This window comes from Fischerella sp. (assembly GCF_013388695.1).
Lineage (GTDB): Bacteria > Cyanobacteriota > Cyanobacteriia > Cyanobacteriales > Nostocaceae > PCC9605.
The window spans coordinates 72,102-96,225 of the sequence record NZ_JACAEU010000014.1 but is presented as its reverse complement, the minus strand read 5'-3'; the positions used below and the strand labels follow the sequence as shown (position 1 = coordinate 96,225).

The 24,124-nt window shown below is 41.4% G+C and carries 19 protein-coding genes; 5 read left to right on the top strand and 14 right to left on the bottom strand.

Translation table 11 applies throughout. The features are described 5' to 3' along the window. Window positions 1–94: 94 nt before the first annotated feature. The 3 genes from HXY43_RS02795 to HXY43_RS02785 all read right to left on the bottom strand — a co-directional run bounded on the left by HXY43_RS02795 (window position 95) and on the right by HXY43_RS02785 (window position 3,010). A complete protein-coding gene (locus HXY43_RS02795) occupies window positions 95–1,255 on the bottom strand; it encodes a SpoIID/LytB domain-containing protein (protein ID WP_290879736.1) in 1,161 nt (386 codons plus the stop codon). Window positions 1,256–1,470: 215 nt separating this feature from the next. Then, window positions 1,471–1,623 (bottom strand): PAP/fibrillin family protein, encoded by a 153-nt coding sequence (locus HXY43_RS02790; protein ID WP_082209750.1) that lies wholly within the window; start codon window positions 1,621–1,623, stop codon window positions 1,471–1,473. Between the two features lie 781 nt (window positions 1,624–2,404). Continuing rightward, the gene (locus HXY43_RS02785; protein ID WP_290879733.1) at window positions 2,405–3,010 is read right to left on the bottom strand and encodes an exopolysaccharide biosynthesis protein; all 606 of its coding nucleotides are present in this window, start codon (window positions 3,008–3,010) and stop codon (window positions 2,405–2,407) included. A 635-nt stretch (window positions 3,011–3,645) separates the two neighbouring features. Here HXY43_RS02785 and HXY43_RS02780 point away from each other — a divergent pair. Beyond that, on the top strand, window positions 3,646–3,804 hold the full coding sequence (locus tag HXY43_RS02780) for a hypothetical protein (RefSeq protein ID WP_290879732.1): 159 nt from the start codon (window positions 3,646–3,648) through the stop codon (window positions 3,802–3,804). Window positions 3,805–3,939: 135 nt separating this feature from the next. On the opposite strand, the gene HXY43_RS02775 is transcribed toward HXY43_RS02780, so the two are convergent. After that, complete coding sequence (locus HXY43_RS02775; protein WP_290879730.1) at window positions 3,940–4,149, bottom strand: hypothetical protein; 210 nt, start codon at window positions 4,147–4,149, stop codon at window positions 3,940–3,942. A gap of 583 nt (window positions 4,150–4,732) precedes the next feature. Beyond that, a complete protein-coding gene (locus HXY43_RS02770; RefSeq protein WP_290879728.1) occupies window positions 4,733–5,668 on the bottom strand; it encodes a hypothetical protein in 936 nt (311 codons plus the stop codon). An 893-nt stretch (window positions 5,669–6,561) separates the two neighbouring features. Here HXY43_RS02770 and HXY43_RS02765 point away from each other — a divergent pair. From HXY43_RS02765 to HXY43_RS02750, 4 genes are all read left to right on the top strand, one after another. Next, complete coding sequence (locus HXY43_RS02765) at window positions 6,562–7,161, top strand: helix-turn-helix domain-containing protein (protein ID WP_290879725.1); 600 nt, start codon at window positions 6,562–6,564, stop codon at window positions 7,159–7,161. 21 nt (window positions 7,162–7,182) lie between these two features. Next, the gene (locus tag HXY43_RS02760; RefSeq protein WP_290879723.1) at window positions 7,183–10,227 is read left to right on the top strand and encodes a peptidase domain-containing ABC transporter; all 3,045 of its coding nucleotides are present in this window, start codon (window positions 7,183–7,185) and stop codon (window positions 10,225–10,227) included. A 79-nt stretch (window positions 10,228–10,306) separates the two neighbouring features. Continuing rightward, window positions 10,307–11,872, top strand: coding sequence for an HlyD family efflux transporter periplasmic adaptor subunit (locus tag HXY43_RS02755; RefSeq protein WP_290879720.1), 1,566 nt, complete (start codon window positions 10,307–10,309; stop codon window positions 11,870–11,872). A gap of 130 nt (window positions 11,873–12,002) precedes the next feature. Further along, window positions 12,003–12,785 (top strand): peptidylprolyl isomerase, encoded by a 783-nt coding sequence (locus tag HXY43_RS02750; RefSeq protein WP_290879717.1) that lies wholly within the window; start codon window positions 12,003–12,005, stop codon window positions 12,783–12,785. Window positions 12,786–13,066: 281 nt separating this feature from the next. On the opposite strand, the gene HXY43_RS02745 is transcribed toward HXY43_RS02750, so the two are convergent. From HXY43_RS02745 to HXY43_RS02705, 9 genes are all read right to left on the bottom strand, one after another. Next, window positions 13,067–13,273, bottom strand: coding sequence for a hypothetical protein (locus tag HXY43_RS02745; protein WP_290879715.1), 207 nt, complete (start codon window positions 13,271–13,273; stop codon window positions 13,067–13,069). Between the two features lie 706 nt (window positions 13,274–13,979). Continuing rightward, a complete protein-coding gene (locus tag HXY43_RS02740) occupies window positions 13,980–15,485 on the bottom strand; it encodes a glycosyl hydrolase family 57 (RefSeq protein WP_290879712.1) in 1,506 nt (501 codons plus the stop codon). Between the two features lie 255 nt (window positions 15,486–15,740). Beyond that, window positions 15,741–16,871: a site-2 protease family protein gene (locus tag HXY43_RS02735; RefSeq protein ID WP_290879710.1), complete on the bottom strand. Its 1,131-nt coding sequence runs from the start codon at window positions 16,869–16,871 to the stop codon at window positions 15,741–15,743. A gap of 130 nt (window positions 16,872–17,001) precedes the next feature. Continuing rightward, the gene (locus HXY43_RS02730; RefSeq protein WP_290879708.1) at window positions 17,002–18,582 is read right to left on the bottom strand and encodes a B12-binding domain-containing radical SAM protein; all 1,581 of its coding nucleotides are present in this window, start codon (window positions 18,580–18,582) and stop codon (window positions 17,002–17,004) included. A 275-nt stretch (window positions 18,583–18,857) separates the two neighbouring features. Next, window positions 18,858–20,432 (bottom strand): B12-binding domain-containing radical SAM protein, encoded by a 1,575-nt coding sequence (locus HXY43_RS02725; protein WP_290879705.1) that lies wholly within the window; start codon window positions 20,430–20,432, stop codon window positions 18,858–18,860. Window positions 20,433–20,859: 427 nt separating this feature from the next. Beyond that, window positions 20,860–21,186: a divalent-cation tolerance protein CutA gene (gene cutA, locus HXY43_RS02720; RefSeq protein ID WP_290879703.1), complete on the bottom strand. Its 327-nt coding sequence runs from the start codon at window positions 21,184–21,186 to the stop codon at window positions 20,860–20,862. Between the two features lie 85 nt (window positions 21,187–21,271). Then, the gene (locus HXY43_RS02715; RefSeq protein ID WP_290879700.1) at window positions 21,272–22,234 is read right to left on the bottom strand and encodes a transposase; all 963 of its coding nucleotides are present in this window, start codon (window positions 22,232–22,234) and stop codon (window positions 21,272–21,274) included. A gap of 24 nt (window positions 22,235–22,258) precedes the next feature. Continuing rightward, window positions 22,259–23,179: a hypothetical protein gene (locus HXY43_RS02710; protein ID WP_290879698.1), complete on the bottom strand. Its 921-nt coding sequence runs from the start codon at window positions 23,177–23,179 to the stop codon at window positions 22,259–22,261. 135 nt (window positions 23,180–23,314) lie between these two features. After that, complete coding sequence (locus tag HXY43_RS02705; RefSeq protein WP_290879695.1) at window positions 23,315–23,971, bottom strand: Npun_F0813 family protein; 657 nt, start codon at window positions 23,969–23,971, stop codon at window positions 23,315–23,317. Between the last annotated feature and the right edge of the window lie 153 nt (window positions 23,972–24,124).

Sequence of the window (24,124 nt, the reverse complement as noted above, 5' to 3'; positions counted from 1 at the left end):
CCACTAACCACTAACCACTAACCACTAACCACTAACCACTAACCACTAACCACCAACCACCAACCACCAACCACCACATTAGTTAGTCATTTCATTACTTGTTACTCACCTTAATTGGTGTGAGGGCTACGCCTTTATAGTAATGCCCCAAAATTTGCAGGTGATTTGCTCCCTGTAGAGCTAAATTGTAGGCTCCCCATTGACTCATGCCGATCGCATGACCGAAACCTAGTCCTTGCAGTAAAAAACCACCATTGCCGTTGGAGACGTTAAAGCGAGTGCTTCTTAGCTTCAAGGCAGTCCGCACTTCTTCACCTCGCAGCACCTTTTCACCCTTGTCGCCGACTATTTTTAAAGCTTTGACGCTGTTGAAAGGCGATCGCTTCTCTACAATCATCTGCTTGGGATTGCCAATTTCTGGAAATTTGGTGCTAATTTCCGTTGGAGAAAAGGTTCTTGCCCAATAGCACTCGCGGATATTTTGGTCGAAGTCGGGAACCGCACGCAAGTAATCTTCTTTGCTTCCCCAGACATCTTCGACGTTTTCAGTGTGTCCGCCGGAACAAGCATGGAACACAGAGAGAATCAGCTGATTTTTGTAAGTGAGTACCTGTCCCGCAGTAGTATCTACAGCTGCATAGGTAGTGCTAGTTTCACTGAGTACGCCTTTGTAAATCTGCCAGCGATCTGGAGTATCACCCAAGTCGTAAATAGGGTTATTGCGCTGTCTTTGACGCTCGTAAAGAGCATAAGTACGGGCAGCGATCGCTTGAGCTTTGAGGGCTTCTAGAGGCCAGCGGGTGTCCATTTCGCCACCGATAACGCTGTAGAGATATTCTTCCAAATCCACCCAGTTAACAGCAGTTAGGCCTTTTTCTGTGGGAACAACTAAAGTTCTGCCTCGATACCAGCGATCGCCAATATAAACAAATCCCTTACCTGTCGGTTCAATCCAAAATAAAGCAGAACGCCACTTATCCAAAGCAACTCCGCCAGAAACCGGTTGAGCATAATACGCATTCATCGCCGGTAATTGTCCCAGAGTACGGCCACTACTATCTTTGACAACCGCAGTTGTGGAACTACCCACTTTCACCTGATTGACATCCCGCTCAATTGCTACGCGCAGGATTACAGATGCTTGTGCAGGTAAGCACAATGCAATCCACAAAAGCATACCAAACCACCAATGGCGTCCTTTAATCTGGGAAAACAAAGAGGCTAAGAACAGTTGAAATTTCATGCCGCTGATCATCTAGTTACACTTGTATATATGTCTGACGCTCTTTTATAGAGGTTTCCTTCCCGGTGATAACAAATTATCCCCAATCAATATAAACTATTCCGGACTGGCAACAAATTTTTGTTGTTTGTTGGTGGTGAGCCAGTTACGAATAAATGCGGCTTCTCTTCAACGTCCTCTACACACCTGAAAGTAGTGAAAATAACGCTAAATGAGCAGTAGAGACTTCATTCATCTCGCACCAGCACATACAAATTTCTCTGATTACCACGCACAAGGCGGAGATTGTCATCCAGATAGGTAATGTCTACCCAGCCACTAAATGAAAGTGTTGATTCGAGAGAAGACTGATTATCGACTCTAGCCCTTTGGTGGTGCAACCTTCAACTTCCAAGACTTACACCTTGACAGGGGCAATTATCGACTCCTAAAGCCTCGCGAAAGGCGGAGTGACTCAAATCGTTAGTTGCACTTTTGACGGACGTTTCTAGAAAATCTCTGATGCAGGGCAGATTTATTGCTCATTACTCTGTTTTGCAGTGATTTAATTTTGTTGAGGCTGTTGAATGGAGAATTTTACCTCAATTTAGTTTGTTTGCAAATTAGCAAACAGATGAGATTGTAGGTAATGAATGAAACGCCCTATCATCACTTGGTTATTAACTTTGCAAGTAATACTTATTAATTTAGAAGCTGAAAAGCTCATTGAGAAAGGACACTTACAAATATAAACTTTAATATTGATGAGTAGCTTAGTATATTACAGTACTTCAACGAGTTGGCAAACTAGAAGATAAACACAAAAGCGCGATCGCCATTTCCATTCCAACAACTCTGCTATTAAAACCGGGGATCGCTATCGATAAATTCTTCCGGATGCATTCATTAGTATGACGGATAAAGAAATGGTAGATGCACCCGAGTTTTTTGTAGCCTTCAGCCTCTGGCTGGGGGCTTTATTATAACATGTTCCAAATTAGTAAAACTTCTTCCCTTTTAGGTATTGAAAAATTTCTGTAACTAGTCAATTTTTCCTGATACTGTTATCACCATGATGGATACATAAATGGTAGATGCACCCTAATTGCTGCCCTCAGTCTTGAACTGAGGGTTTTTATTAAGTAATTAAAAATTCTAAATTCAAAATCATTTGATAATTAATTACCGCCAGAGTGCTGGTATCAAGCTTGGAGCTATAAAAAATACATAACCAATAAAGGCAAATAATAAAGTAGTTAAAACAGTAAAAATGTAGCCAATACACATCAGTAAACCATCTGATTCTATTGTTGCTACTGCTAACAGTAAAATACCTATAGTAGGAATGGGATTTGTAAGCGGAACTGGTGATATTAGCAACACAGCCAGCCAGGAAATACAAAGCCCATTAAGACGCCAAACCCAGCCATGGTCAGCTATTTTAGACAATCGAGGACGAGCAATTTTTTCTAAAATTCTGGTAACACGTTGCAGATTTTGCAATAGTATCTGTGCAAAGTAACGAGGAAATTTATACTTAGCGATTTTGTGAGGGAGCCAAGGCGATCGCCTTCCTAAAATCATCTGCACTGATAATATCAAGCAAGCACCACCAAATGGGCCTGTTAATCCTGGTGGCATGGGAAACAAAAATGGCAAAACTAATAGTGCAATCACCAAGCTAAAACCTCGTTCAGAGGTTTCTGCTAGAACATCTCCAAGTGACAAAGGCTGTTCGGCTAAACGTTGCAAAAGTATCTTGATATCTTGAGAAAATTTCAAATGCATTTGCCCTGAAGTGATGTGATTTTTCACAATATTTAGTTTTACTAACTAAAATAAATTTAATTAGTTATATATACAAATGCATCTATGATATTTCCTAAAATATCAAATTTTCATCTATCGTAGGCAGAATTTAAGTTATGATTAAAAACTAGAAAATAGTGGCTAGTATGTTATGTTGGAAACAAAGATAACGTTGAAATTAAGCAAAAAGCTTATTTTTTGAGCGTTTTACCTTCTGCCTTGTTGTAATAGATACTAGCGTTATGAAATAAGTTTATAGGTATCTAAATTAAAATTAATCTCTAGGAATAAAAACTTTTCCTCCTCGTCGTGGTGGTTATGCTCCTGTGAATTGGGCTATCCTACATACTTCTTTCATTACGATCGCTCGTTTTTTTGGTTTCCGTACTATTCCCCAAGCTCAACGTGCTTTGTCTAATCAACTCGATCTACTTTTTTCTCTCTTTGTATGAAACCACCCTGCTATACGGAACCGGCCCAGGAGGCTCATTCTATGGCAATTAGACCAGGAAAATAATTAGGACGGGCGGTATGAGAGTGAGACTAATAACTTTTCAATCTCACCCCTTCCCTATACTTTAAATCTAATTGTAGTTTCTAAGAGGTCTTTGCCTTTGGCTGTCTCATCCCTTCTCTATGAGGGTTTAACTCTTCGCCCAGTAATTGTCATAGAAGTGTGGGTGGGCGATCGCTATTCTATTCAGATTGGTATAAATCAGGCAAAATTTTTGTGTCTTTTGCAGCACAAACCGAAGGGGAAACTATATACCTAATAGTTGCGATGGTCAAAGACTGCTCCTTCGGAGCATCGCACTGGGAATATTAAAAATATAAAAACTAAAGACACTAATGAATGGTAGGGTGCGTTACGCTGTCGCGTTAACACACCCTACATCTTATCTAATTGATTAAACGGAAGTTACCGCTTTAATTGAGAAAAGAGCGAGCGTTTGGATTGCATTAATTTTCTTGTATGAAAGTAGAAAAGCTAGCCCAGCCAAACCGAGAAGAAAGGTATTAAAATTTAAACCACCTTGAACAAATGCAGACTCAGTTTCAGATAAGTCTGCAAGATAGTTTTGCTCCAAAGAAATGTCAGAAATTGTAATTCTAGCCATGATATTATCGCTCACTCCTCTTGATTGATTTGTACTTTTTAGTTGTTGTTGAAGTTTTAGACATCAATATGATGGTTGCAGCCGCAGCCAAGGTATAACCTTTTTTTGAATAAGCAAGAGCTAACCTACGGCAGAAATTTGCTGAACATAAATATTAAATCTCTAATTCAACATAGATTCACCGTCTTATTTCGCCCGCAAAGTCACTTACATAAACTTTGCTTTGTGGCAAATGCTATTCGCTAAAACTTTTGGATGGCGAAATTACCCTGATAAATTTAGTCTATATTTTGGATGTAGGCTTTAACTCGCTTCACCCTCACCCTTTAGTATAGTTGAAATTAACTAGTGTGTTGGTAAAATTTTATTAAAGCCATGCGTAATTACTTAAGCGATATTACGTAAATAAAAAGTGCTATTAAACACGCAGTAGGATAGTGATGCCATTAAAACAGGTGCTTGGAGTTCATGAAGGCGCGAACTTGACTATTCACAGTTGCTATACAAGCTACTTTGATTGAACCACCATAAATTTTTTTAAGTGGGTAAATGGGAATAAAAGCAGCTATGTTAATAACTGAAATTACGAATTTGCTTTGCGCTGACGCTTCGCAATCAGCAAAAAACAACCAGACAAGAGGGAACCCGAGATAGTTAAAGGTTCAGGAACTGCAACTTCAGCTTGATTGCGTTTAAATTCAACCAACCTCACGTTTGTATCCTGCTCAAAATCGCGTTTTAAAGAACCCTGCACAATCAGATCGGCACTTTCTTGATTGCTACCAAAGTCAGTCTCTTGATTGAGAGGCTCTAAACTAATGTTGCTACTTCCCAGATAATCAAGCACATCTTGATTTTTGCTGTCTACTTTACCAGTAGCTAAGAAGAAATCTAGTACTTCCTCTGTTTCTGGATTCACTAAAGCTAAAAGTATATCTCCACTAGCTGCGGCATTTTCCGTAATTGGATCGTCCACACTAGCATACAGGTTTAAGTTGGTAATAAAATCAAAACTAAAGGATGTACCAGCATTCACAAAGAAATCACCAACGACTGTAGCTTCACTGTTTGCTCGTCCAGAGTTATTTTTACCAAAACCTGTCACCATACTAGAAGATGTATTGTATGCCGCAGGCGAAGCTAATGAAGATAATAAAGGTGCAATTTCTTCCTCCAATCCCAAATCTATGTCTGCTGGTGGTTCCATAGGAAGTTGGTTAATATTCATATCTGTGTCAGATGAAGTATCTGCTGGCAACAGGGGATTGCTGAGAAAAGAAGCTTGTGCTTGGGCGATCGCTATTGCCGATCCATCATCACCACTAGCAACTGTATTAGTATTAGTTTTCGTATCAGTTCCGGTGCTAATTGGATTTTGACTAAATTCATTTAAAATCACGAAACTGTCAGACAAAGCTATAGTTGCAGCCTGACTCGGTGAATTTGCTAATAGAGAACTGGCGATCGCTGATGTAGCGATCAGCAAAAAGCGTTTGACTAATTTCATCTGCTGATTCATAATACTTCCTGTTATTTGACGACATTGACGTTGTACATCCTCAGGCTTGTAACATTAGCTGTGATAGCCGGATGATGGCAAAATTAGGCAATTTGCAGCATCTACCTCGATAAATCTTCAAGCCGCTCTTAACTCTACCACGTTAAAAAAAGTTGATTACTGTCTTTGCACCCAAAAGACAGCAATAACCTGATGCAGTTTCAGTTTGTAGTGATACAACTCAACATCGTAGGATATTACCTACGTAATCATACTAGGAAGCGCTAGGAGAGAAATACCAGGTTTTTGTGAAATTTGTGTAAAATATTTTGCTTTTTTATGAAAATATTCTTAGTTTCTCATGAAGATACTGTAAATTTCCTCGGCAGAGAAAACACTCAGACCGGAAATCGATTAGGCTGTATGGAACAGTACAACGATCAAAAGAAACAGACATTTTTTCTTTGAAGGAGATAAAACCTACGACTTTTTTATGTAAGGATTTCTACTGATGCAAGAATCTACAAGAATTTTTGAGTTGCTTCAAGTGGATTTATGGCTCTAATTAGAGAGATGATTCCTGCTTATATAAAGCGATTTAGGAATAAAGCTGTAATAAATTCACTTACAATTCATCTTTTCTGCCCAATTTTGGTTGGTAATTTTAACAAATTGAGTTTGATAATTCAAAAAAAATATGAGGAGTTTAGCGACAAAGAGACCATCTTGAAAAAAGAATCTTAACAACATGTAAATAAAAATACCATTTATTTGATGTATATTAACACACTATGGGTGAAAACAAATTTTCTTGAACAATGTTTGCAAAATAACGGATACAAAGTTGGTAACAATTTGTAAATAAAAAACAAATTAAGTCCACTTACTACAGTTGACGCCAACTGGTGACAAATATGCCAAACCATTCCAGTAAAGACAATGCTCTTGAGAGCTATGACACAAAAAAGAGTAAATTTTTAACGCCATTTCAACGGAAACTTTTGCTCAAGAATTTGCAAACTGATTTGCAACCAGAATACCGACGCAGATTAGAAATCATGTTGTTGGCAGATATGGGTAAAACCCAGACTCAAATCTGCCAAATTTTAGGTTGTTCGCAGGAGATGGCGCGGTATTGGATTGCTATGGTACAAGCAGGCCTAGCACATAAATGGAATGAGCGACTAAAAGGTAGACCGAAAACCGTTAACAAGCAATATCTTGAAAGATTGCAAGAACTAGTAACACATAGTCCGCGTGAATATGGCTATGCCTTTGCCAATTGGACAGCCCAATGGTTAAGCAAACACCTAGCTTTAGAACTAGGGATTGAAATCAGCGATCGCCACATCAACCGCCTACTCAAACAGAAGGGGCTTTCTACAAAACAAAAACACCAACAAGATAAAGAAACTGCCCAATTCAAAAACAATGGGATTAAGATTTGCGATTTGCAATCCAGTTGTGAGTTGCGGGTTGATTGGTCGTTCGACTTGATGAAAATCAGCAACTAAATCTACTTGCGAGGTACGAAAATGCCATCAGTATTTGACCAGCAACAGCTAGGTCAAAGACTCACCGAGATTTTAGGTGAAAAGCTTGCCAATCAAGAACTGCAAAGCTGTATAAAAGCAACAGAAATATTAAAGCCACCAGTAGCAAAGCTGTTTTGGCAAGCAACATCGGGTAAATCCGGAATTTATCTAGTGTTGGTGGGTAAAGTGCGGCTATTAGATAGCTCGAACAACTTAATTACTACCCTCAATGCTGGAGCATCATTTGGTGAGATGACTTTGTTTGCACAACAAGAATGGCTACCATATGCTGCTAGGGCTTCTGCCAACTTGCAACTTGCTTATCTGCCAGATGAAGTGTTGCATACTTTGATGGACAAGTATCCTCCTATTGGCGATCGCCTCAGAAAAAAAGCAGAAATTTGGGATTTAATGCTCGCTTTGTTACCTCAGCAACAAGACAAAAGCACTACCTCTTGTGAAGAGATACTCAAAGCTTTATCTTTGTTTAGGCGGCATAGTTTGGAATTGGGCAGTCTCTATGCCACACTCCGCCAAGATAGCAAACTGTGGCTGCTGCATCGGGGAGAATTACAGAGTCCTGATGGTAGCCGTTTAACTCCTGGCAATCTCTGCGAAATTTCTCGCCAGGGTGATTGGCAAGTAACACAACCGACAACAATTGCCTACACACTCTCCCATGCAGATTGGGAAACTGCACTGCAATCTTGGCCTGATTTAGCCCAGTTGATTAATTCAGAACCAACTTCAGCCACCACAGAAGCACCTACCAACGGCAGAACAGTCATTCCCTTTCCCCAACCAGAACCCTCACCAGCACCAAAGTCAAAAAAACGCAGATCTTATTTTCCCAATCCCCAAGTAAAAATCGGGCAAGTTTGGGGACACATCACTCAGCGCTATCCCTTCTATGCTCAACAAAGCGCCTCAGACTGTGGTGCCGCTTGCTTGGTGATGATTAGTCGTTATTGGGGCAAGCGATTTAGTATTAGTCTGTTGCGGGATTTAGCTAATACTAACCGCAGTGGTGCTTCCATCAAGGGTTTAGTTGCAGCCGCAGAAAGTATTGGCTTTTCTACCCGGCCTGTGAAAGCTAGTCTGGAAAAATTGGCAGAACAACCCTTACCTGCAATTGCTCATTGGGAAGGTAAGCATTACATCGTCGTCTACGAAATTACGAAAAAGCGAGTCATTATCTGCGATCCAGCCATTGGACAACGCAGCCTCACTCACAAACAATTCAATGCTGGTTGGACTGGTTATGCATTGTTATTGCAACCAACCGCTGGGTTAAAAGAAACCCCAGAAGCAACTCAACCATTCTGGCAGTTTTTTGATTTAATCAAACCCCATACTCAAGTGTTGCTAGAGGTAGTGGTTGCTTCTGTCTTGATTCAGTTATTTGGGTTGGTAACGCCACTATTCACTCAACTACTGTTAGATCGAGTCGTTGTCCAAGGTAGCACCCTGACTTTAAACGCTGTCGGTTTGGGGTTAATCATTTTTGGTTTGTTCCGTGTCGCCATGAGTGGACTGCGGCAATATTTACTCGATCACACAGCCAACCGTATAGGCGTCGCCTTGATGGTAGGTTTTATTAAACACACCTTTCGTTTACCTTTGGCATTTTTTGAGTCTCGTTACGTTGGTGATATTGTGTCTCGCGTCCAAGAAAACCAGAAAATTCAGCGCTTCCTCGCAGGGGAAGCACTGTCAACCACTCTGGATTTAGTGACGGTATTTATTTATATCGGCTTGATGTTTTGGTACAGTTGGCAGCTAGCATTACTAGTGCTATTAGTTGTGCCACCATTTGTGTTACTGGCGGCGATCGCCACACCTTTTTTACGCTTAATATCCAGAGAAATTTTTAATACCCTAGCTAAAGAAAGTAGCTATCTGATCGAATCACTTACAGGTATCCGGACAATCCGCTCAATGGCAATTGAGCAGACAGTCCGCTGGCGTTGGGAGGAATTACTCAATCAAGCGGTGAAAAAAAATTTTTCCGGGCAAGTGATCGGTGTACGATTGCAGGTTTTCAGTACTACCATCGAAACCTTAGCAACTACAGTTTTACTTTGGTTTGGTGCATGGCAGGTAATTCAAAACCAATTAACGATCGGACAATTAGTTGCTTTTAATATGTTGTTGGGTCAGGTGATTCGGCCTTTCCAACGGCTGGTAGTACTGTGGAATGAACTACAAGAAATCGTGATTTCTACCGAACGGATCAACGATGTTCTGCAAGCTGAACCAGAAGAAGACTTACAGACCTCGCCCAAGCAATTTATCCCCAAGCTGCACGGTAGTATTCGCTTTGTTGCAGTTACATTCCGCTATCACCCCGAAAGTGACCGTAACGTATTAGAAAATCTTAGTTTTGAAATCAAGCCCGAACAAACAGTCGCCGTCGTTGGACGTAGTGGATCTGGTAAAACTACTCTTTCAAAACTCCTTTTAGGTTTATACCCACCGACAGATGGCAAAATCTTGATTGATGGTCAAGATGTTACAACTCTCTCTTTGCGATCGCTGCGCCAACAAATTGGAGTTGTTGACCAAGACACCTTTTTATTTGGTGGCACAATTCGCGAAAACCTCAGCATCGCTCATCCCCAAGCCACTCTAGAAGAAATTACCCAAGCTGCAACCATCGCTGGTGCAGATGAATTCATCCGCCAACTACCAATGGGTTACGAAACCCAAATTGGTGAAGGTGGTGGTTTGCTCTCTGGTGGACAACGCCAACGCTTGGCGATCGCTAGAGCTTTGGTTGGTAATCCCCGCTTATTAATTTTTGACGAAGCCACCAGTCATTTAGATTCGGAATCGGAGCGGATTATTCAAAACAATCTCAAAACGATTCTCACAGGGCGCACAAGTATCATTATTGCCCATCGTCTTTCGACGATTCGCAATGCGGATTTAATTCTGGTTTTGGATCGCGGTGTGTTGATTGAAAGTGGCAATCATGATGAATTAATCAAAGCCAAAGGACATTACTTTTACCTCAACCAGCAGCAACTCGCCCAAGTTGGTTGAAATGCACATTTTTCTCCGTCTCTCTCTGACTTCCAGTAGAACCAAGACACACAATCAACCTGAACGGTGGTACGGAACTATGGCTAACTTATCCAACAACTTATCATCTGTACTGAAAAAAAACGACACAGATGACCGTCGCAAATATACATACCCTGAAGACGTTGGTAATTTTAACGAGTCCAATCATCAAAGAAGATTGGCAGATACTGAGGGAAACGATTGGTTTTACGGCACAGAAGAACTGCTAGATGCTTTACCTAAGCGCTGGACACGCTCCTCGCTGTATTTTCTAGTCAGTTTTGCTGTGGTCACTTTACCTTGGGCAATGCTTTCTCAAGTAGATGAGACAGGAAGTGCCAGAGGACGGATAGAACCAATAGGCAAACTACAAAAATTAGATAGTCAAGTCAGTGGTAGTGTTATTTCTGTTAAGACCAAGGAAGGAGATACCGTTAAAGCAGGACAAATTTTAGTTGAGTTGGAATCAGATGTCCTGCGAACCGATTTACAGCAAGCCCACACTAAGCTTGAAGGATACCAAAATCGGTTGGCACAGTTGGAGTTGCTCAAAAACCAAATCATCTTAACAACTAGTGTTCAAGAGCAACAAAACAAATCCCAAGAATTAGAAAAACTTGCTCAAGTAAATCAAGCGCAGCAAAACTTAGATGCAAAAGAGAGTACTTATAACTTACAAAAATTAGAAAAACTAGCTTTAGTCGATCAAGCAAAGCAGGATATTAACACTACGCAGGCTGTTCATCAATTAGCTCAAAGTCGTTTAGAGCGAGATGCAGTCGAAGTTGAACGCTACCGGCAATTGCAAAACCAAGGCGTTGTTCCGCGAGTCAAAGTTGTAGAAATAGAAAAGACAGCCCAAGAAAGTCAAGAATTACAAGAAAAAGCAGAATCTGATGCAAAACAAGCCGAATTACGTTTAAAAGAAGAAACTAGCCGTTATCAAACAATTATTAACCAGGCAAAGGCAGAGATTGAGCAAGCAAAACTCCGTCTGCAAGAACAGCGTAACAGCTATAAAGGTGTAGTGGAAGCAGGTAAATTAGCTGTTCTGAAAAATCAGCAACAACTCAAAGATGTGCAAACACAAATTACCGAATTGCGATCGCTAATGGCTCAAAACAAGAGCCAGATTTTAGCATTAAAAATTCAGTTACAGCAACGCATTGTGAGAGCGCCAGTTGATGGTGTAATTTATGATTTGCCGATTGAAAAACCAGGTGCTGTAGTTCAAGTTGGTCAAGGAATTGCTCAGATTGCACCCAAGAATTCCGGTTATATCCTCAAGGCACAAATGCCCAGCCAACAGAGCGGTTTCTTGAAGGTGGGTATGCCTGTGAAAATTAAATTTGATGCCTATCCTTTCCAAGATTATGGAGTTGTTCAAGGGCGCGTGCATTGGATTTCACCAGACTCAAAAGTGGTTGAAACTTCTCAAGGTAATGTCGAAATGTTTGAGGTAGAAGTTGCTTTAGATAAGCCTTATATCCAAGCTGGAAATAAACGTATCATCATCACACCTGGTCAAACAGCGACTGCCGAGGTAATTGTCCGCCAGCGTCGTGTAATTGATTTTATGTTAGATCCGTTCAAGAAACTGGAAAAAGGTGGTTTGGAGTTGTAGTTATTTAGAGATGGTCAGTTGTTAGTAATTAACAATCAGTTGATATTATTAGCTATTAGTTAGTTAAGAACTATTAACTGCCAACTAACAACAGACCATATCCACAGTTCGTAATTGTAATAATTTCACCATGTCAAAAGAGTTGAATATTTCCAGTGTAGATATTTTGCAGCAAATTAAACTCTCGTGCCAAATTCCAAATTTAGTGCAAGCGATCGCGAATCGCAAGATTGTCGCTGATGCTGCAACCAAAGCAGGGATAAAAGTTGAGCTAACAGAACTACAAAAGGCAGCAGATAGTCTGCGCTTGGCTAATAACCTGCTTAAAGCTGAAGACACTTGGGCATGGTTAGCAAAACATCATCTTTCTGTAGAAGAATTTGAATTATTAGCTGAAACTAATTTGCTTTCTGCTAAACTGGCTAATCATTTATTTGCTGACAAAGTTGAGCCGTTCTTTTATGAAAATCAACTCAATTATGTCGCTGCGGCTATCTATGAAGTTGTCTTAGATGACGAAGACTTGGCTTTAGAACTGTTTTATAGTCTTAAAGAAGGCGAAATAAGTTTTGCAGAAATTGCTCGCCAATATATTCAAAATCCAGAATTACGCCGTGCTGGTGGATATCGTGGTGTGCAAACTCGAAGCGAATTAAAGCCAGAAATTGCAGCTGCTGTTTTTGCTTGCAATCCACCGGGAGCAATCATGCCTATTGTTACTCCTAAAGGAGTTCATTTAATCTGGGTGGAAGAAATCATTCAACCTCAATTAAACGAGTTAATGCGAGTTAAGGTTATGAGTGATTTATTTGCTGATTGGTTACAACAACAAATTTCTACATGGAAAATTAATGTGGATTTAGAATCACAAAGTAATTCTTTATTAACAAATGAATTGCTGAAGCAAGCTTAAGTTCACATTTTATACCAATTGCAGCAGTTCAGAGGCAGCAAAATAGCCTCTGGCTCTTATAGAGAATGGTGAAAGATATTAGTGATAGAAATAACTACTGTCAACTGTGAAATTTGTTTCGAGAACAAATAGGTTGTGTTGCAGAAACTTCAAGTATTCGCAACACAACCTATTTTTCCGCTACAATCATAGGGTTAATTCGATTATTACGTTGTGTTTTGGTCTGTAGTTGTAGAACAAACTATCATTGTTCTACAACTACAACAGCGTGACTTTAGAGATTAAACTTTGCCAATTCCATCTACAGCATATTTGAAAATATCTACAATGCTCCAGATTTTCTGGCTAGCGATTTCTTTTCCGAAACCAGCAAAACCAGCAAGGAGTGCGTTAAATTCGCCGGTACCACCCACAACAGCAGCAGTATCAGCTTCAGAAATTTCGGTAATTTGTTCTACAGAGATATCAGAGATTGTGATTCTAGACATGGATTAATTCCTCTTGAGTTAAGATTAGTTGGTTTGTTTGGTTCAGCTTTTGTTCGCTTCATCCATGTCTTTATTTTGCTGTTTTCAAAACGCAGAATCAAGGGTTATTTGTGAAGGGTTTAGACATAACTACTGGAATTATGTCTCAAAGTTTTATCTAAGTAGATGAGTTTATTTATCAGAGAAAAACTAATCGTGTTTATGAAGTAAATATTAAGTACGAAGATAAAAAAATCTTCTATCCAAAAGTTTGTAGTCTGCATTTTTTCAGTGGATAATTCCGTGAAAAATGTCTCAACATCAACATTATTGAGGTCAGAAATTACAATTCTGGTCATGCAGCCACCTACTAAAAAATTTGAAGTAGATGTAAAGCAATGATTGCAAAGTTACATAAGATGAATTTAAAGAGTATTTATCCTTTTTTCATAGTTTATGACTCGATGTGGCGAGTCAAGTTTTTGTGAATAGTTTTACAGACTTAATTACAGGAATTTTGTCTGGAGAAGTTTATTTCAACATGACGAGAACTGGCTCACCATTCGAGTGAGAAAGCCAGAGTCTCTTAATTCTCGTTATCAGGTTCAACCTGGTAACGGAGTTAAGTGGAAGAAACTATGGGAAAAATTAAGTTTTGGAATCGACCACAGATGCACACAGATAATTTATCCATGTGCATCTGTGTGTATCTATTTACCCTCCGGCGTTATTTCCAGTTGCTTAAAACTGCTTCACCCTGCCGATAAATTTCGCCAGCATAATCAGTCCAAGTCCCTTGTCCCCAGTAGCGGAAACAGCTTGTTTGCAACAACAAGTTATATAGCAAAGCTTCCTGGTAGTCAGGACGCTGTGTTACTGAGGGGTCTTGTTGTACCAACGCATCGTATTTTTCGTGAAACATCACGCTGAGTTTTTTCATTGGGTCTAAGACATTTTCATAGCCTTCCACCCAACTTAAATTATTTGTCCAAGAAGCACCATCCATATGGAATTGGTGGTCAGTTGCTCTTAATTCTGCGATCGCCTTTTCTACAGCTTCCGGCGTAGCATCACCTGGTTCGACTCGCTGCCAAATTTTGTATTGATTAACGGCTTGACAAGTTGGATAATCTCCGGGATTAACACCAGCAGCCTCAATAAGTTCTAAATATTCTGTACCGTTGAGTGCAACCACACCCCCATAATTGTTATCTGCATCGCGGATTTCGTGATATACCCTAAATAAATCGCGGGGATATTCATTCATCATCACGCCGCCATTTTCACCATCGGCAATTTGCGTTACCAAAGAGGGAACCATCATATTTCCAATTTGCTGCTTACCTCTGCCTTTAGCCTCAAAATAAGGTTGCATCTGGGCTACTAATTTTGTATCCGAACCTTGAGTTTTAATTAACACTGTAATGCTGATAGTTTCCCCCTGAGAATTACGGGCAACTAAACGATTGGGAATATATTTATCTTCGTGGCGTAACCCAGAACCATCCAGGCGTTCCAGCGAATGCTCTTGTACCATTAGCCACCGATACCCGCATTCTTTTAGCGCTTTGATGTATTCAAACAAGGTATCTGGGTGATTGGGTAAGTGCATTTCTGGAGGAGAAAAGCCCTTTACACGCTTGAGGGCGTCGTAACCAAAAATTGCTGCAAAATAGTGTTGCCACGCTTGTATGTGCAGTTTAATGTCAGGAATGGGAGTAGAAGGAACTACCGCATGACTCCACATTGTTCCCAGCCATTCTACATAAGGCTGATATTGAGGATCGCAGGTGATGCGCTTGAGATTGTTGAAGATGTCATCGCGTCCCATTTGGCGCAACCCCCACAGCAAATTGCCCGAATAGTCAAGCATTATCCGAGGGTTGCAGCCTTGGGAAATCAACTGAGGAATGAATTCTCCCATGCGACTGTAGCACCAGGCAAAGACTTCCGCATTGTGGTTATCTCCCTCATGGGGATGTTCAAACATATACTGGAGATTGCTAATCAGTTGGCTATTTGCACCTGCGGGGATAGTGGGTTGATGCATGTGTAGGGCGCACGCAAACCCCGCCGTGATGTTTTCCAAGCAGAGATTAGTAGTAGTCAAAAATACTGGTTCATTGTTTTGAACTACAGATTTGATTTCTGCTTCCCAACCGCAAATATTGGGGAATCCTGACTTTAATTCTGCCAATGCGGGTAGATTGGAGGATGGTGCTGTAGCAGTCATAATATTTTTGTTAATGCTTTAATCATTGTTACTTTGTAACCACATTTCACCCCACTCCAGCAACAATTTGCAGTCAAAGTTGTTAGTTCTAAACAATCAGTATTCAGTCTATAGGACTCATATTTGATTTTTGAAAAAAAAGCCATTTCTGGTGGCGATCGCCAATAATCACCTGAATTGCATCAATCTTGGTTATTGAAAGAGAAAACCAGCAAACAGAAGGGGCAATAAAATTAGAACAGACACATATCACTTTTAACTCATTACCTCGCCTAAATCTCGCCTGCGCCGCAACCATCTGGCTATATCACCGGCAGTAATGATCCCCTCTAAAGAGCCGTTTTTAGTAACTAACACTCTGCGTACTTCGCACTCTTCCATTTTTTGCAACACTTGTGACATCTTCTCTTGTGGGCGGACAGTCACCCCATTCTCTATTGGTCGCATGATGTTTCTCACGGTTTGATCGCCCCATTTCTCACGAGGAACATCCTTGACCTGATTTAGGGTAATAATACCGACAAGACGATTGTCTTCGGTAACAGGAAAACCCTCGTAGCGTCGATGCATAAAGTATTCGTCTACCAGTCTTTGCAAACTCAGATCGGCGCTGACGGTTTCTGGATAAGGAGTCATCAATTCCCGCGCGGGTACTCCTTCTAAGGCGCTGCGAATTAATAAATCCTGGTAACTAGCTTCCGCTGCATTGATCAGGAACCAACCGATGAAGATTAGCCACAGTCCACTAAGAACAAAACCGCCAAATAGCTGAAGCAAACCCAAACCAATAATGGCGTAACCCAGTACTTTACCGCCAATGGTAGCAATGCGCGTAGCTTTTTTATAGTTACTAGTAATCTTCCAAACAATGGCACGGAACACACGACCACCATCCAACGGAAAACCAGGTAAAAGGTTGAAAATAGCTAACATCAGGTTGATAGTGGCTAGATAAGCAGTTACACCGTTAACTGCAATACTCCAGCCCGCATTTCTGCCAATCCACCATAGGAAACCACACAACACAGCGATCGCTAAACTGGTTAAAGGCCCTACCCCAGCAATTTGAAATTCATCACCAGGAGTTTCAGCTTCCATACGAGTGCGAGAAACGCCACCAAAAATAAAAAGGGTAATTCCTTCTACGGGAATTCCCTTGGCTTTTGCCAAAAACGAGTGGGAAAGTTCGTGAGCAAGTAGCGACACAAAGAACAGTAACGTTCCCACCACACCCATACCAATGTATGTTGCGCTTGACAGTCCTGGATAGTTTCCTGGAAATACCCCTGTCGTTAACGTCCACAGAATCAGAAAGAAAATCAGAAACCAGGATAAGTCAACGCGAATTTCAAAACCAAAAATCGAACCCAGTCGAAAGCCTTGCATAAATACCTCTGCAGAAGCCGCTGTAATCAAAGCAGTTTATGTGAAAGAGCAGTTTGTATCAATTGAGTTTTGGTATTGAGCGATCGCACTTTTTCTATGCACAATCTCAAATGCGATCGCCACTGTTTTCTCAAACTGTCGCTAATTCTTGTTCCACAGAATTAGGCATAGTCAGCGGATCAAATCCTAACTGCTCAGTAATGCGCTCTCTGGCTAAAACCCGGTATTCCCAAAAATGCTCGCCAGCAGCACACAAGCCCAAATACATATTCAGGAATTGAGGCTTGGTGCGTAGGATAGCCCAAAGCTGTTGCCAAAACTGCAAGCGAATTTCTCGTCTTTGCCAGCCTTGACGCCAGAGTAACTGAGCGAGTAGGCGCAGTCCTTTGCCAGGAGGGAAATACATTGTCTGCTGTAGCTGAGGATTGGGTGTGATGTTGAGGCATTGTTGAAAACAACGTCGCAGATAGTTTCTGGGTTCGTACATTGTCCAGATTGCCTCTACATATTCTTTAGCAACTTCAGCCATCGGTCGAGTAGGCACGAAATTCATCAGAGAATTCTGATCTCCTACCTCCAAACCTCCGAATCCCTCCAATAATCGCTGCTCTTGTTTTAGTCTTTGCCAAAGTGCTGTATTAGGAAGGGCTTGCAGTACGCCTAACATTGGTTGGGGAATACTAGTTTGTTCTACAAAAGTTTGAATCCGTTCACCAGCACCCGCCCGTTCTCCATCAAAACCAATTATAAATCCTGCATAAATGAGCAAACCAGCTTGGTTGATGGTCTGACAAGCTTCTAACAGGGGATTGCGAGTATTTTGAAACTTGCGAGTTACTTGCAGACTGTCTTGATCGGGAGTTTCAATCCCTAGAAAGACTGCATAGAATCCAGCTTGATTCATTAGCTCTAGTAGTTCGCTATCCTCTGCTAAATTAACAGAAGCTTCGGTCAGGAAGGTGAAGGGATAATGACGTTCCTGCATCCAAGGAATTAATTCTCGCAGCAGGCGTTTGACATTGCGTGTATTACCGATAAAGTTATCATCCACTATTAAGACAGAGCCACGCCAGCCCAAATCATAAAGGGTTTGCAGTTCCGCCAAGGTTTGACTGGGTTCTTTGGTGCGCGGTTTGCGTCCATAAAGGTTAATGATGTCACAAAATTCGCATTGGAAGGGACAACCGCGAGAAAACTGGATCGCCATCGTTAAGTATTCATCGCGCTTGAGCAAATCGAAGCGAGGTATGGGACTTGTAGTCACGTCTGGCTTTTCCAAAGCGCGAAAAATACCTTGCTCTTGATTTTGGGCGATCGCTTCTAGAAATTGCGGAACTGTAATCTCCCCTTCATCTAAAATTAGGTAATTAGCTCCCGCTTGGAGGGCAGCTTCTGGCACTGAGGTTGGATAAGGGCCACCCACTGCTACTTTTTTCCCTAGCTGTACTGCTTTTTGAATGAGGGCAAGAAAGTCTTGTTTTTGTGCAAGCATGGCAGAGAGAATCACGATCTCGCACCACTGCCAATCAGCATCGGTTTCCTGATTGACATTGCGATCGTAAAATCGAATTTCCCAGTCTGCTGGTAGCAGCGCAGCAACAGTCAGAATGCCCAACGGTGGAATAAATGCCTTTAGTCCTGCTATTTTCATGAATTCGTCATAGGACCAAAAGGTTTTGGGAAAGCCGGGATAAAGTAACAGTGCTTTCATTGCTGTATTTCCCTGATTGTATTTTGATTGAGGTAATCTTCTAACTTTTAAAAATCCTTTTTCTGAGTTCTTAACGCAGAGATAATTGCCATCTCGGATCGCGCCCAGTTGTCTTACAAAATCCCAAATCTCAAACCGTTAAGTAGGTAGGTGGGAATAAAAGCAGCTATGTGTTTTGGAATATAAAAATACTCAAACCCTTACCAATGACAAATGACAAATGACGATCCTCACAAGTTAACTTTATTCGTGCCCACCTAATACTTGTCATCTATTCAATTAATAAGTTCTAGCGAATAAGTTGCGGTCTTCTCCTGTTCTTGTGTATCTTGTTTCAACGCTGCCAGTTTTTGCAGCAATTGTGCCCTCACTTCGTGGCGGTAGTTAAAGAAGTGTTCGCCTACACCTAGGGTAGTTAAGTAGTCATACAATAAACGGGGTTTGGAAAAAGCGATCGCCACTAATTGCCACCAGAACCGCCAGCGCGTAGAACGTACTATACCCTGTCGCCAGCAAATTGCAGTATATAAACGTATCTCCTTCGATGCGATCGGACGCTTAGTTTTACCCCGCCAACCTTTCATCATCATAAAGTGGCGGAATGTCCGTTTCAGATAAGGCATCGGTTCATAGATATTCCAGAAGGCGTCGATATATTCCTCAACTATTTCTTCCACCGGACGTGTCGGTACAAAGTTCATAATCGCACCTTGGTGGAATGTTCCCAAGCCATCAACGAGTCGCCCTTCCTGCTTCAGGCGGTTCCACATGGCAGTATTTTGCAATGCTTGCAGCAAGCTAAACTGTCCTTGGGGAATACCTGTTTCTTCAATAAATTCCTGGATGCGCCGGCCTGCACCAGGGCGTTCGTTGTCAAATCCCATGATAAAGCCAGACATAATCTGCAATCCTGCCCGCGTGATTTTGTGACAAGATTCGATTAAGTCATGGCGTGTATTCTGAACTTTATGAATACCCAAAAGACTATCTGTGTCTGGGGTTTCAATGCCCATAAACACAAGAGTGAAACCAGCTTTGACCATCAATTCTATTAGTTCCTCATCCTCCGCTAGGTTGAGAGAAGCTTCTGTCACCAGAATGAACGGGTAATCATGTTCTTCCATCCAGGGAATGAGCGCCTGTAGAAATACTTTAGCGTTGCGTTTATTGCCAATAAAATTGTCATCCACTACGAATACGTAGCGCCGCCAGCCCAAATCGTAGAGGACTTGAAATTCCTTGAGCATTTGTTCTGGTGTTTTAGTGCGGGGCTTGCGTCCGTACAAGTTGATAATGTCACAAAATTCACACTGGAACGGACACCCTCGCGAAAACTGTACTGTGATTGCCAGGTAAGCATCTAGATCCAGCAAGTCAAAGCGTGCAATGGGTGTTTGAGTAACATCAGGTTTTTCTGTCGCGCGGAAAATGCCCCGTTCTTCTCCCCGTGCTAAAGCTTCTAAAAACATGGGGATAGTGTATTCCCCCTCATCTAAAATCAAATAATGCGCTCCTGCTTCCAAAGCAAATTCCGGTACTGATGTGGGGAAAGGCCCGCCTACCGCCACTTTTTTACCTAACGCCACTCCTTTTTGAATTAACTCCCAAAAATCTTGTTTCTGGATAATCATTGCAGACATGATGACAATATCGCACCATGCCCAATCGTCATCCTCCTCCAGACGGATATTGCGATCGACAAAGCGAATTTCCCAATCAGCAGGTAACATCGCCGCTACTGTGATTAAACCCAATGGTGGATTAGTAGAGCGTAAACCCGCCAAGTCCAGAGTTTCCTGGTAAGACCAGAAGGAATTGGGCATTATGGGCCAGAGTAGTAAAGCTTTCATAAAGCGTATACCCCGGAATATAAAAAATAATTAATTAATTTCAAGATTACTGCTAGTTTCTCTCACCTGAACTTAAGTTTTGTCGAGTTTTGTAAACTAAATATACGCGATCGCTCCAGAGTCCAAAGTCAATAGTCAAAAGTCCAAAATTTTTTCGCTGATGTAAAAGGAACTGGGGATTAGGGATTGGGGATTAGGTTTTCACGCGTAAAAATTATGGAATTCTGCTTTACCCACAGAGGTCGTCCGATCGCTAATACCATTTCACCTTAATCACGATACATATAAATCCTGTAGAGACGTTGCATGCAACGTCTCTACAACAAAATATGTTTCATGGCTAAAGGGAATTGGTATAAGTTATTGGTAGGAACGTGGAGAAAAATTAACTACCAATCACCAATGACTAATGACCAATGACCAATGACTAATGATTAACTTGTTCTGAAATCCACTGCAAATAGGGATGAGAACCTGCAAGAATAGGCAGAGCAATAATTTCTGGAACTTGGTAAGAGTGAATCTCGTGAATTTTGGCTTCTAAGTTAGAAAATTGGCTCAAGTCAGTTTTGATGAACAGCTGCCATTCTTGCTCTTTTTGTACTTCTCCTTGCCAGGTATAAACAGACTGGATAGGGAAAAAATTTACGCAAGCAGCAAGCTTAGATTCTACAAGAACAGATGCGATCGCCTCTGCCTCTTCCCTAGAGGCAGCAGTCACCAAAACTATACCGTAGCCAGTTGAGTTATCCATAAATAAATTTGCTCAAATTTTGGATTTGTCAAAAGTCCATAGTTAATAGTCTATTGACTCTTGACTCTTGACTCTTGACTAATGACTACACCGTAGACAGAGAATAGACCTGACCATCGATCAACAGTCGGGTAATGCCCTTAGCTTCTAAGTGATAACGAGCCTTGTGCAGCATTCTGCTATCAGGAACTTTCACTACGCGATCGCGTTTGGTAGAAAAGCGCTTTGCCACTCGATGATTATCAAACACTGGCAGAGTTCTTTCCTGAGTTTCCAGACTGGGGATATGTCCCAAGTCGCCAAAGTCCCTAAGTGGTCTGGTGATTAATTCCGAGGAGCGATCGATCACCAAATAGCAAGTTCTGGGTAGACTAGCTGCCGATAGCGGCAAGACTCGCACAAAAGCATCACCAGTTCTAGCTCTTGTCACTAGGCGTGGTGCTTCTACAAAGTCTTCTTCCTCCTCGAAATCTTCATCCTCAAAGTCTTCTTCGTCGAGGTCTTCATCTAAATCCTCTAACTCCTCCGACTCATCTAACAAGTCTTCTCCCAACATTTCCGCTATGACTTTGGCATCCGCACGTGTATCTTCAACAAGCGGACTGGGAATATTTGTCACTTCTTGAATTTGGGGTAAAAGCTCCAATTGCTCAGCTACTGGTGGCGTTGGTTCCGATGGAGCAGAGGAGCGCCGCCGCACTCTTCTGCGATGGGAAACTTGTTCCTCAGTCATAGCAATAGGACTGGGTTGTTCCTCTGGCACTTCCTCCTCTAGTGGCTCTAGTGGCTCCTCTTCAGGTTCTAGTTTTGGTTGGATAAATACAGGCGGATTTTCGTAGCTTACCTGCGCTCTTCCCTCAGGAGTTCTGGCAGCACGCTTTAAAGAAACAAGGTACTCGTACTCGTCTTCTGCTAATGTACTTTTAAGTAAACGGCTAATTGTCGAGTTACTCACGTCATAACGTTCGGCCAAAGTAGAGGTCGTTTCAGCAGTTTGACGATATAATTTTAGGATTTCTTGCTTATCAGATTCTGTTAGTTTTCTCACGGCAAACACCAAACAAAAATTTTTCTAAGTACGTTTTCTGACCCGTTCTCGCCGGGAACGGTTTAATGATGCGTCATATTCCAAGACGGCACCCATACCAAATAACACTCCACTCCACACCCAAAATACTTCTAGTATCTCTCCACTTTGATAATTCGGAATCGAATTCGTGGCGTATTTATACCACATATCTGCAATGTAGAGCGAAAATGTCGCAGCTGCAATCATACGCCAAGAAAGAGAAACTCGTCCGCCCCAAAAAGCTAGTAATAGGGTAGTAGCGATAATTAACAGCAATACGTCGCTGATCACGTAAAACCAATTCAAAGCGGAAGCAACCAATTCCAATCCGGGAGGATATTGGGCTTCGACTGCTGCCTGCGGTTGATTGGAAATTAACCATGCCAACGCACTACCAAAAGCTCCTATTGCTAATACTATTATCCACTGTGAAGTTTCCAAATTCAGTCGTCTAGAAGCCACTGCTAAAGCCATGCCTACGCCCAGCAATAGATATGTTATTACAAAAAATACATCACCTAAGGAAGGGAAAGGTTCTTCTTGTAGGACTATTTCCGTATACCCAAAAAATATTCCTCCCAAAAAATAAGAAAGCATACCAATACCAATTGCCAGCCATACTTTACGACCGCTAACTATTTGCTGACTGCGCCAATTCCTAAAACATAAGATACTAGCAGCCAGGTAAGCTAGCGCTTCAAAAACATTTGTGCCAAGAACATACCAATCAGCACGCCTTAAGCAATTTGTTTCTAGAGCTTTTGCACTCAACTTGGCTATACAATCTGGCTCGGCTGGGACTTTAGCACTAAATAACAAAAAGTACAAAAGTGCTAGTACACCCCAACCGATGCTAGCCAAAATGATGTTCTCAGTGGTGAATAAAGATTTTGAATCTTGATTATTGTTGTAAATGCTACTCATAAGACCTGACTGTGACAATGCATTACTGCAATATTTTTTGAGGTGGAATATCTGTGAAACAGTTATTTGACAAGGATTTTGTCAATTTAACTGCTCGATAAAATTGATTCCAACGTCAACAAACACTGATAGATGCTAATGCCACAGTTTACTCAGTGGAGACTGATTTAGCCAACTGATGAATAGCGATCGCTCTCCTTGAGGCATATCTTGTAATTTATCAGCCACAGGATGGGCAAAATTAGTATTGCCAAAATAGGCTTTTCCCAACCGATGCAGGTCTTGCAAGAAGGTAATGACATGATGTTCTTGCCAATCAGGCACTGGCACAGTCAGTGGATTCATATCTAGCAAGAATTTGACTTCAAGGGGCGAAGATACCTGGGGAAATTGCCACTGCTGCAAAATCTCCGCAATTTCTTTCTGAAATAATGCGGCTTGCCTAGCACCTAAAAAATCTTCTATATCCATATACACAGCTTGCAGCAGCAAAATACTAGCTTGAGTAAAAATACTAATTTTACTATGGCTACCCGTGTCGCCACTCAGTTGATCTAAACGGATTTTACCCCAAACGCTAAAACGTTCAGGTTCTTCCAATAAAACACAGGCTTTGCCTTTGTTATCGGTCAATTCTCTCCACAAGGCTTTGGCTTCTTCTTCTTGACTAGCTTTGAAGACGCTAATTAATCTAAAGGTCTGCCCCTGATAATGGAGGATTGGTACTTGCTGATCCCGTTTTGGGTGCCCAATAGTCGATATTTCAACATCCTGCCTTTTAAGAATAAACATGACACTGGCAAATAACTCCTCACAGGGGCGTTCTTAATTAATATGGCAGATATCATAACTCTATTAGGGCAGGATGCGCTTCTGTTAGTTTTTGGTAGTTGGTGGTTAGTAGTTAGTAGTTAGTGGTTCATTGTTTTTACTACTAACCACTAT

What these genes read in the sequence shown, in the direction of transcription:
- HXY43_RS02710 (WP_290879698.1), bottom strand. Translation starts at nt 23,179, where the DNA reads ATGAGTAGCATTTACAACAATAATCAAGATTCAAAATCTTTATTCACC.
- cutA (WP_290879703.1), bottom strand. Translation starts at nt 21,186, where the DNA reads ATGGATAACTCAACTGGCTACGGTATAGTTTTGGTGACTGCTGCCTCT.
- HXY43_RS02775 (WP_290879730.1), bottom strand. Translation starts at nt 4,149, where the DNA reads ATGGCTAGAATTACAATTTCTGACATTTCTTTGGAGCAAAACTATCTT.
- HXY43_RS02765 (WP_290879725.1), top strand. Translation starts at nt 6,562, where the DNA reads ATGCCAAACCATTCCAGTAAAGACAATGCTCTTGAGAGCTATGACACA.
- HXY43_RS02770 (WP_290879728.1), bottom strand. Translation starts at nt 5,668, where the DNA reads ATGAATCAGCAGATGAAATTAGTCAAACGCTTTTTGCTGATCGCTACA.
- HXY43_RS02750 (WP_290879717.1), top strand. Translation starts at nt 12,003, where the DNA reads ATGTCAAAAGAGTTGAATATTTCCAGTGTAGATATTTTGCAGCAAATT.
- HXY43_RS02740 (WP_290879712.1), bottom strand. Translation starts at nt 15,485, where the DNA reads ATGACTGCTACAGCACCATCCTCCAATCTACCCGCATTGGCAGAATTA.
- HXY43_RS02745 (WP_290879715.1), bottom strand. Translation starts at nt 13,273, where the DNA reads ATGTCTAGAATCACAATCTCTGATATCTCTGTAGAACAAATTACCGAA.
- HXY43_RS02735 (WP_290879710.1), bottom strand. Translation starts at nt 16,871, where the DNA reads ATGCAAGGCTTTCGACTGGGTTCGATTTTTGGTTTTGAAATTCGCGTT.
- HXY43_RS02705 (WP_290879695.1), bottom strand. Translation starts at nt 23,971, where the DNA reads ATGTTTATTCTTAAAAGGCAGGATGTTGAAATATCGACTATTGGGCAC.
- HXY43_RS02795 (WP_290879736.1), bottom strand. Translation starts at nt 1,255, where the DNA reads ATGATCAGCGGCATGAAATTTCAACTGTTCTTAGCCTCTTTGTTTTCC.
- HXY43_RS02755 (WP_290879720.1), top strand. Translation starts at nt 10,307, where the DNA reads ATGGCTAACTTATCCAACAACTTATCATCTGTACTGAAAAAAAACGAC.
- HXY43_RS02785 (WP_290879733.1), bottom strand. Translation starts at nt 3,010, where the DNA reads ATGCATTTGAAATTTTCTCAAGATATCAAGATACTTTTGCAACGTTTA.
- HXY43_RS02725 (WP_290879705.1), bottom strand. Translation starts at nt 20,432, where the DNA reads ATGAAAGCTTTACTACTCTGGCCCATAATGCCCAATTCCTTCTGGTCT.
- HXY43_RS02760 (WP_290879723.1), top strand. Translation starts at nt 7,183, where the DNA reads ATGCCATCAGTATTTGACCAGCAACAGCTAGGTCAAAGACTCACCGAG.
- HXY43_RS02730 (WP_290879708.1), bottom strand. Translation starts at nt 18,582, where the DNA reads ATGAAAGCACTGTTACTTTATCCCGGCTTTCCCAAAACCTTTTGGTCC.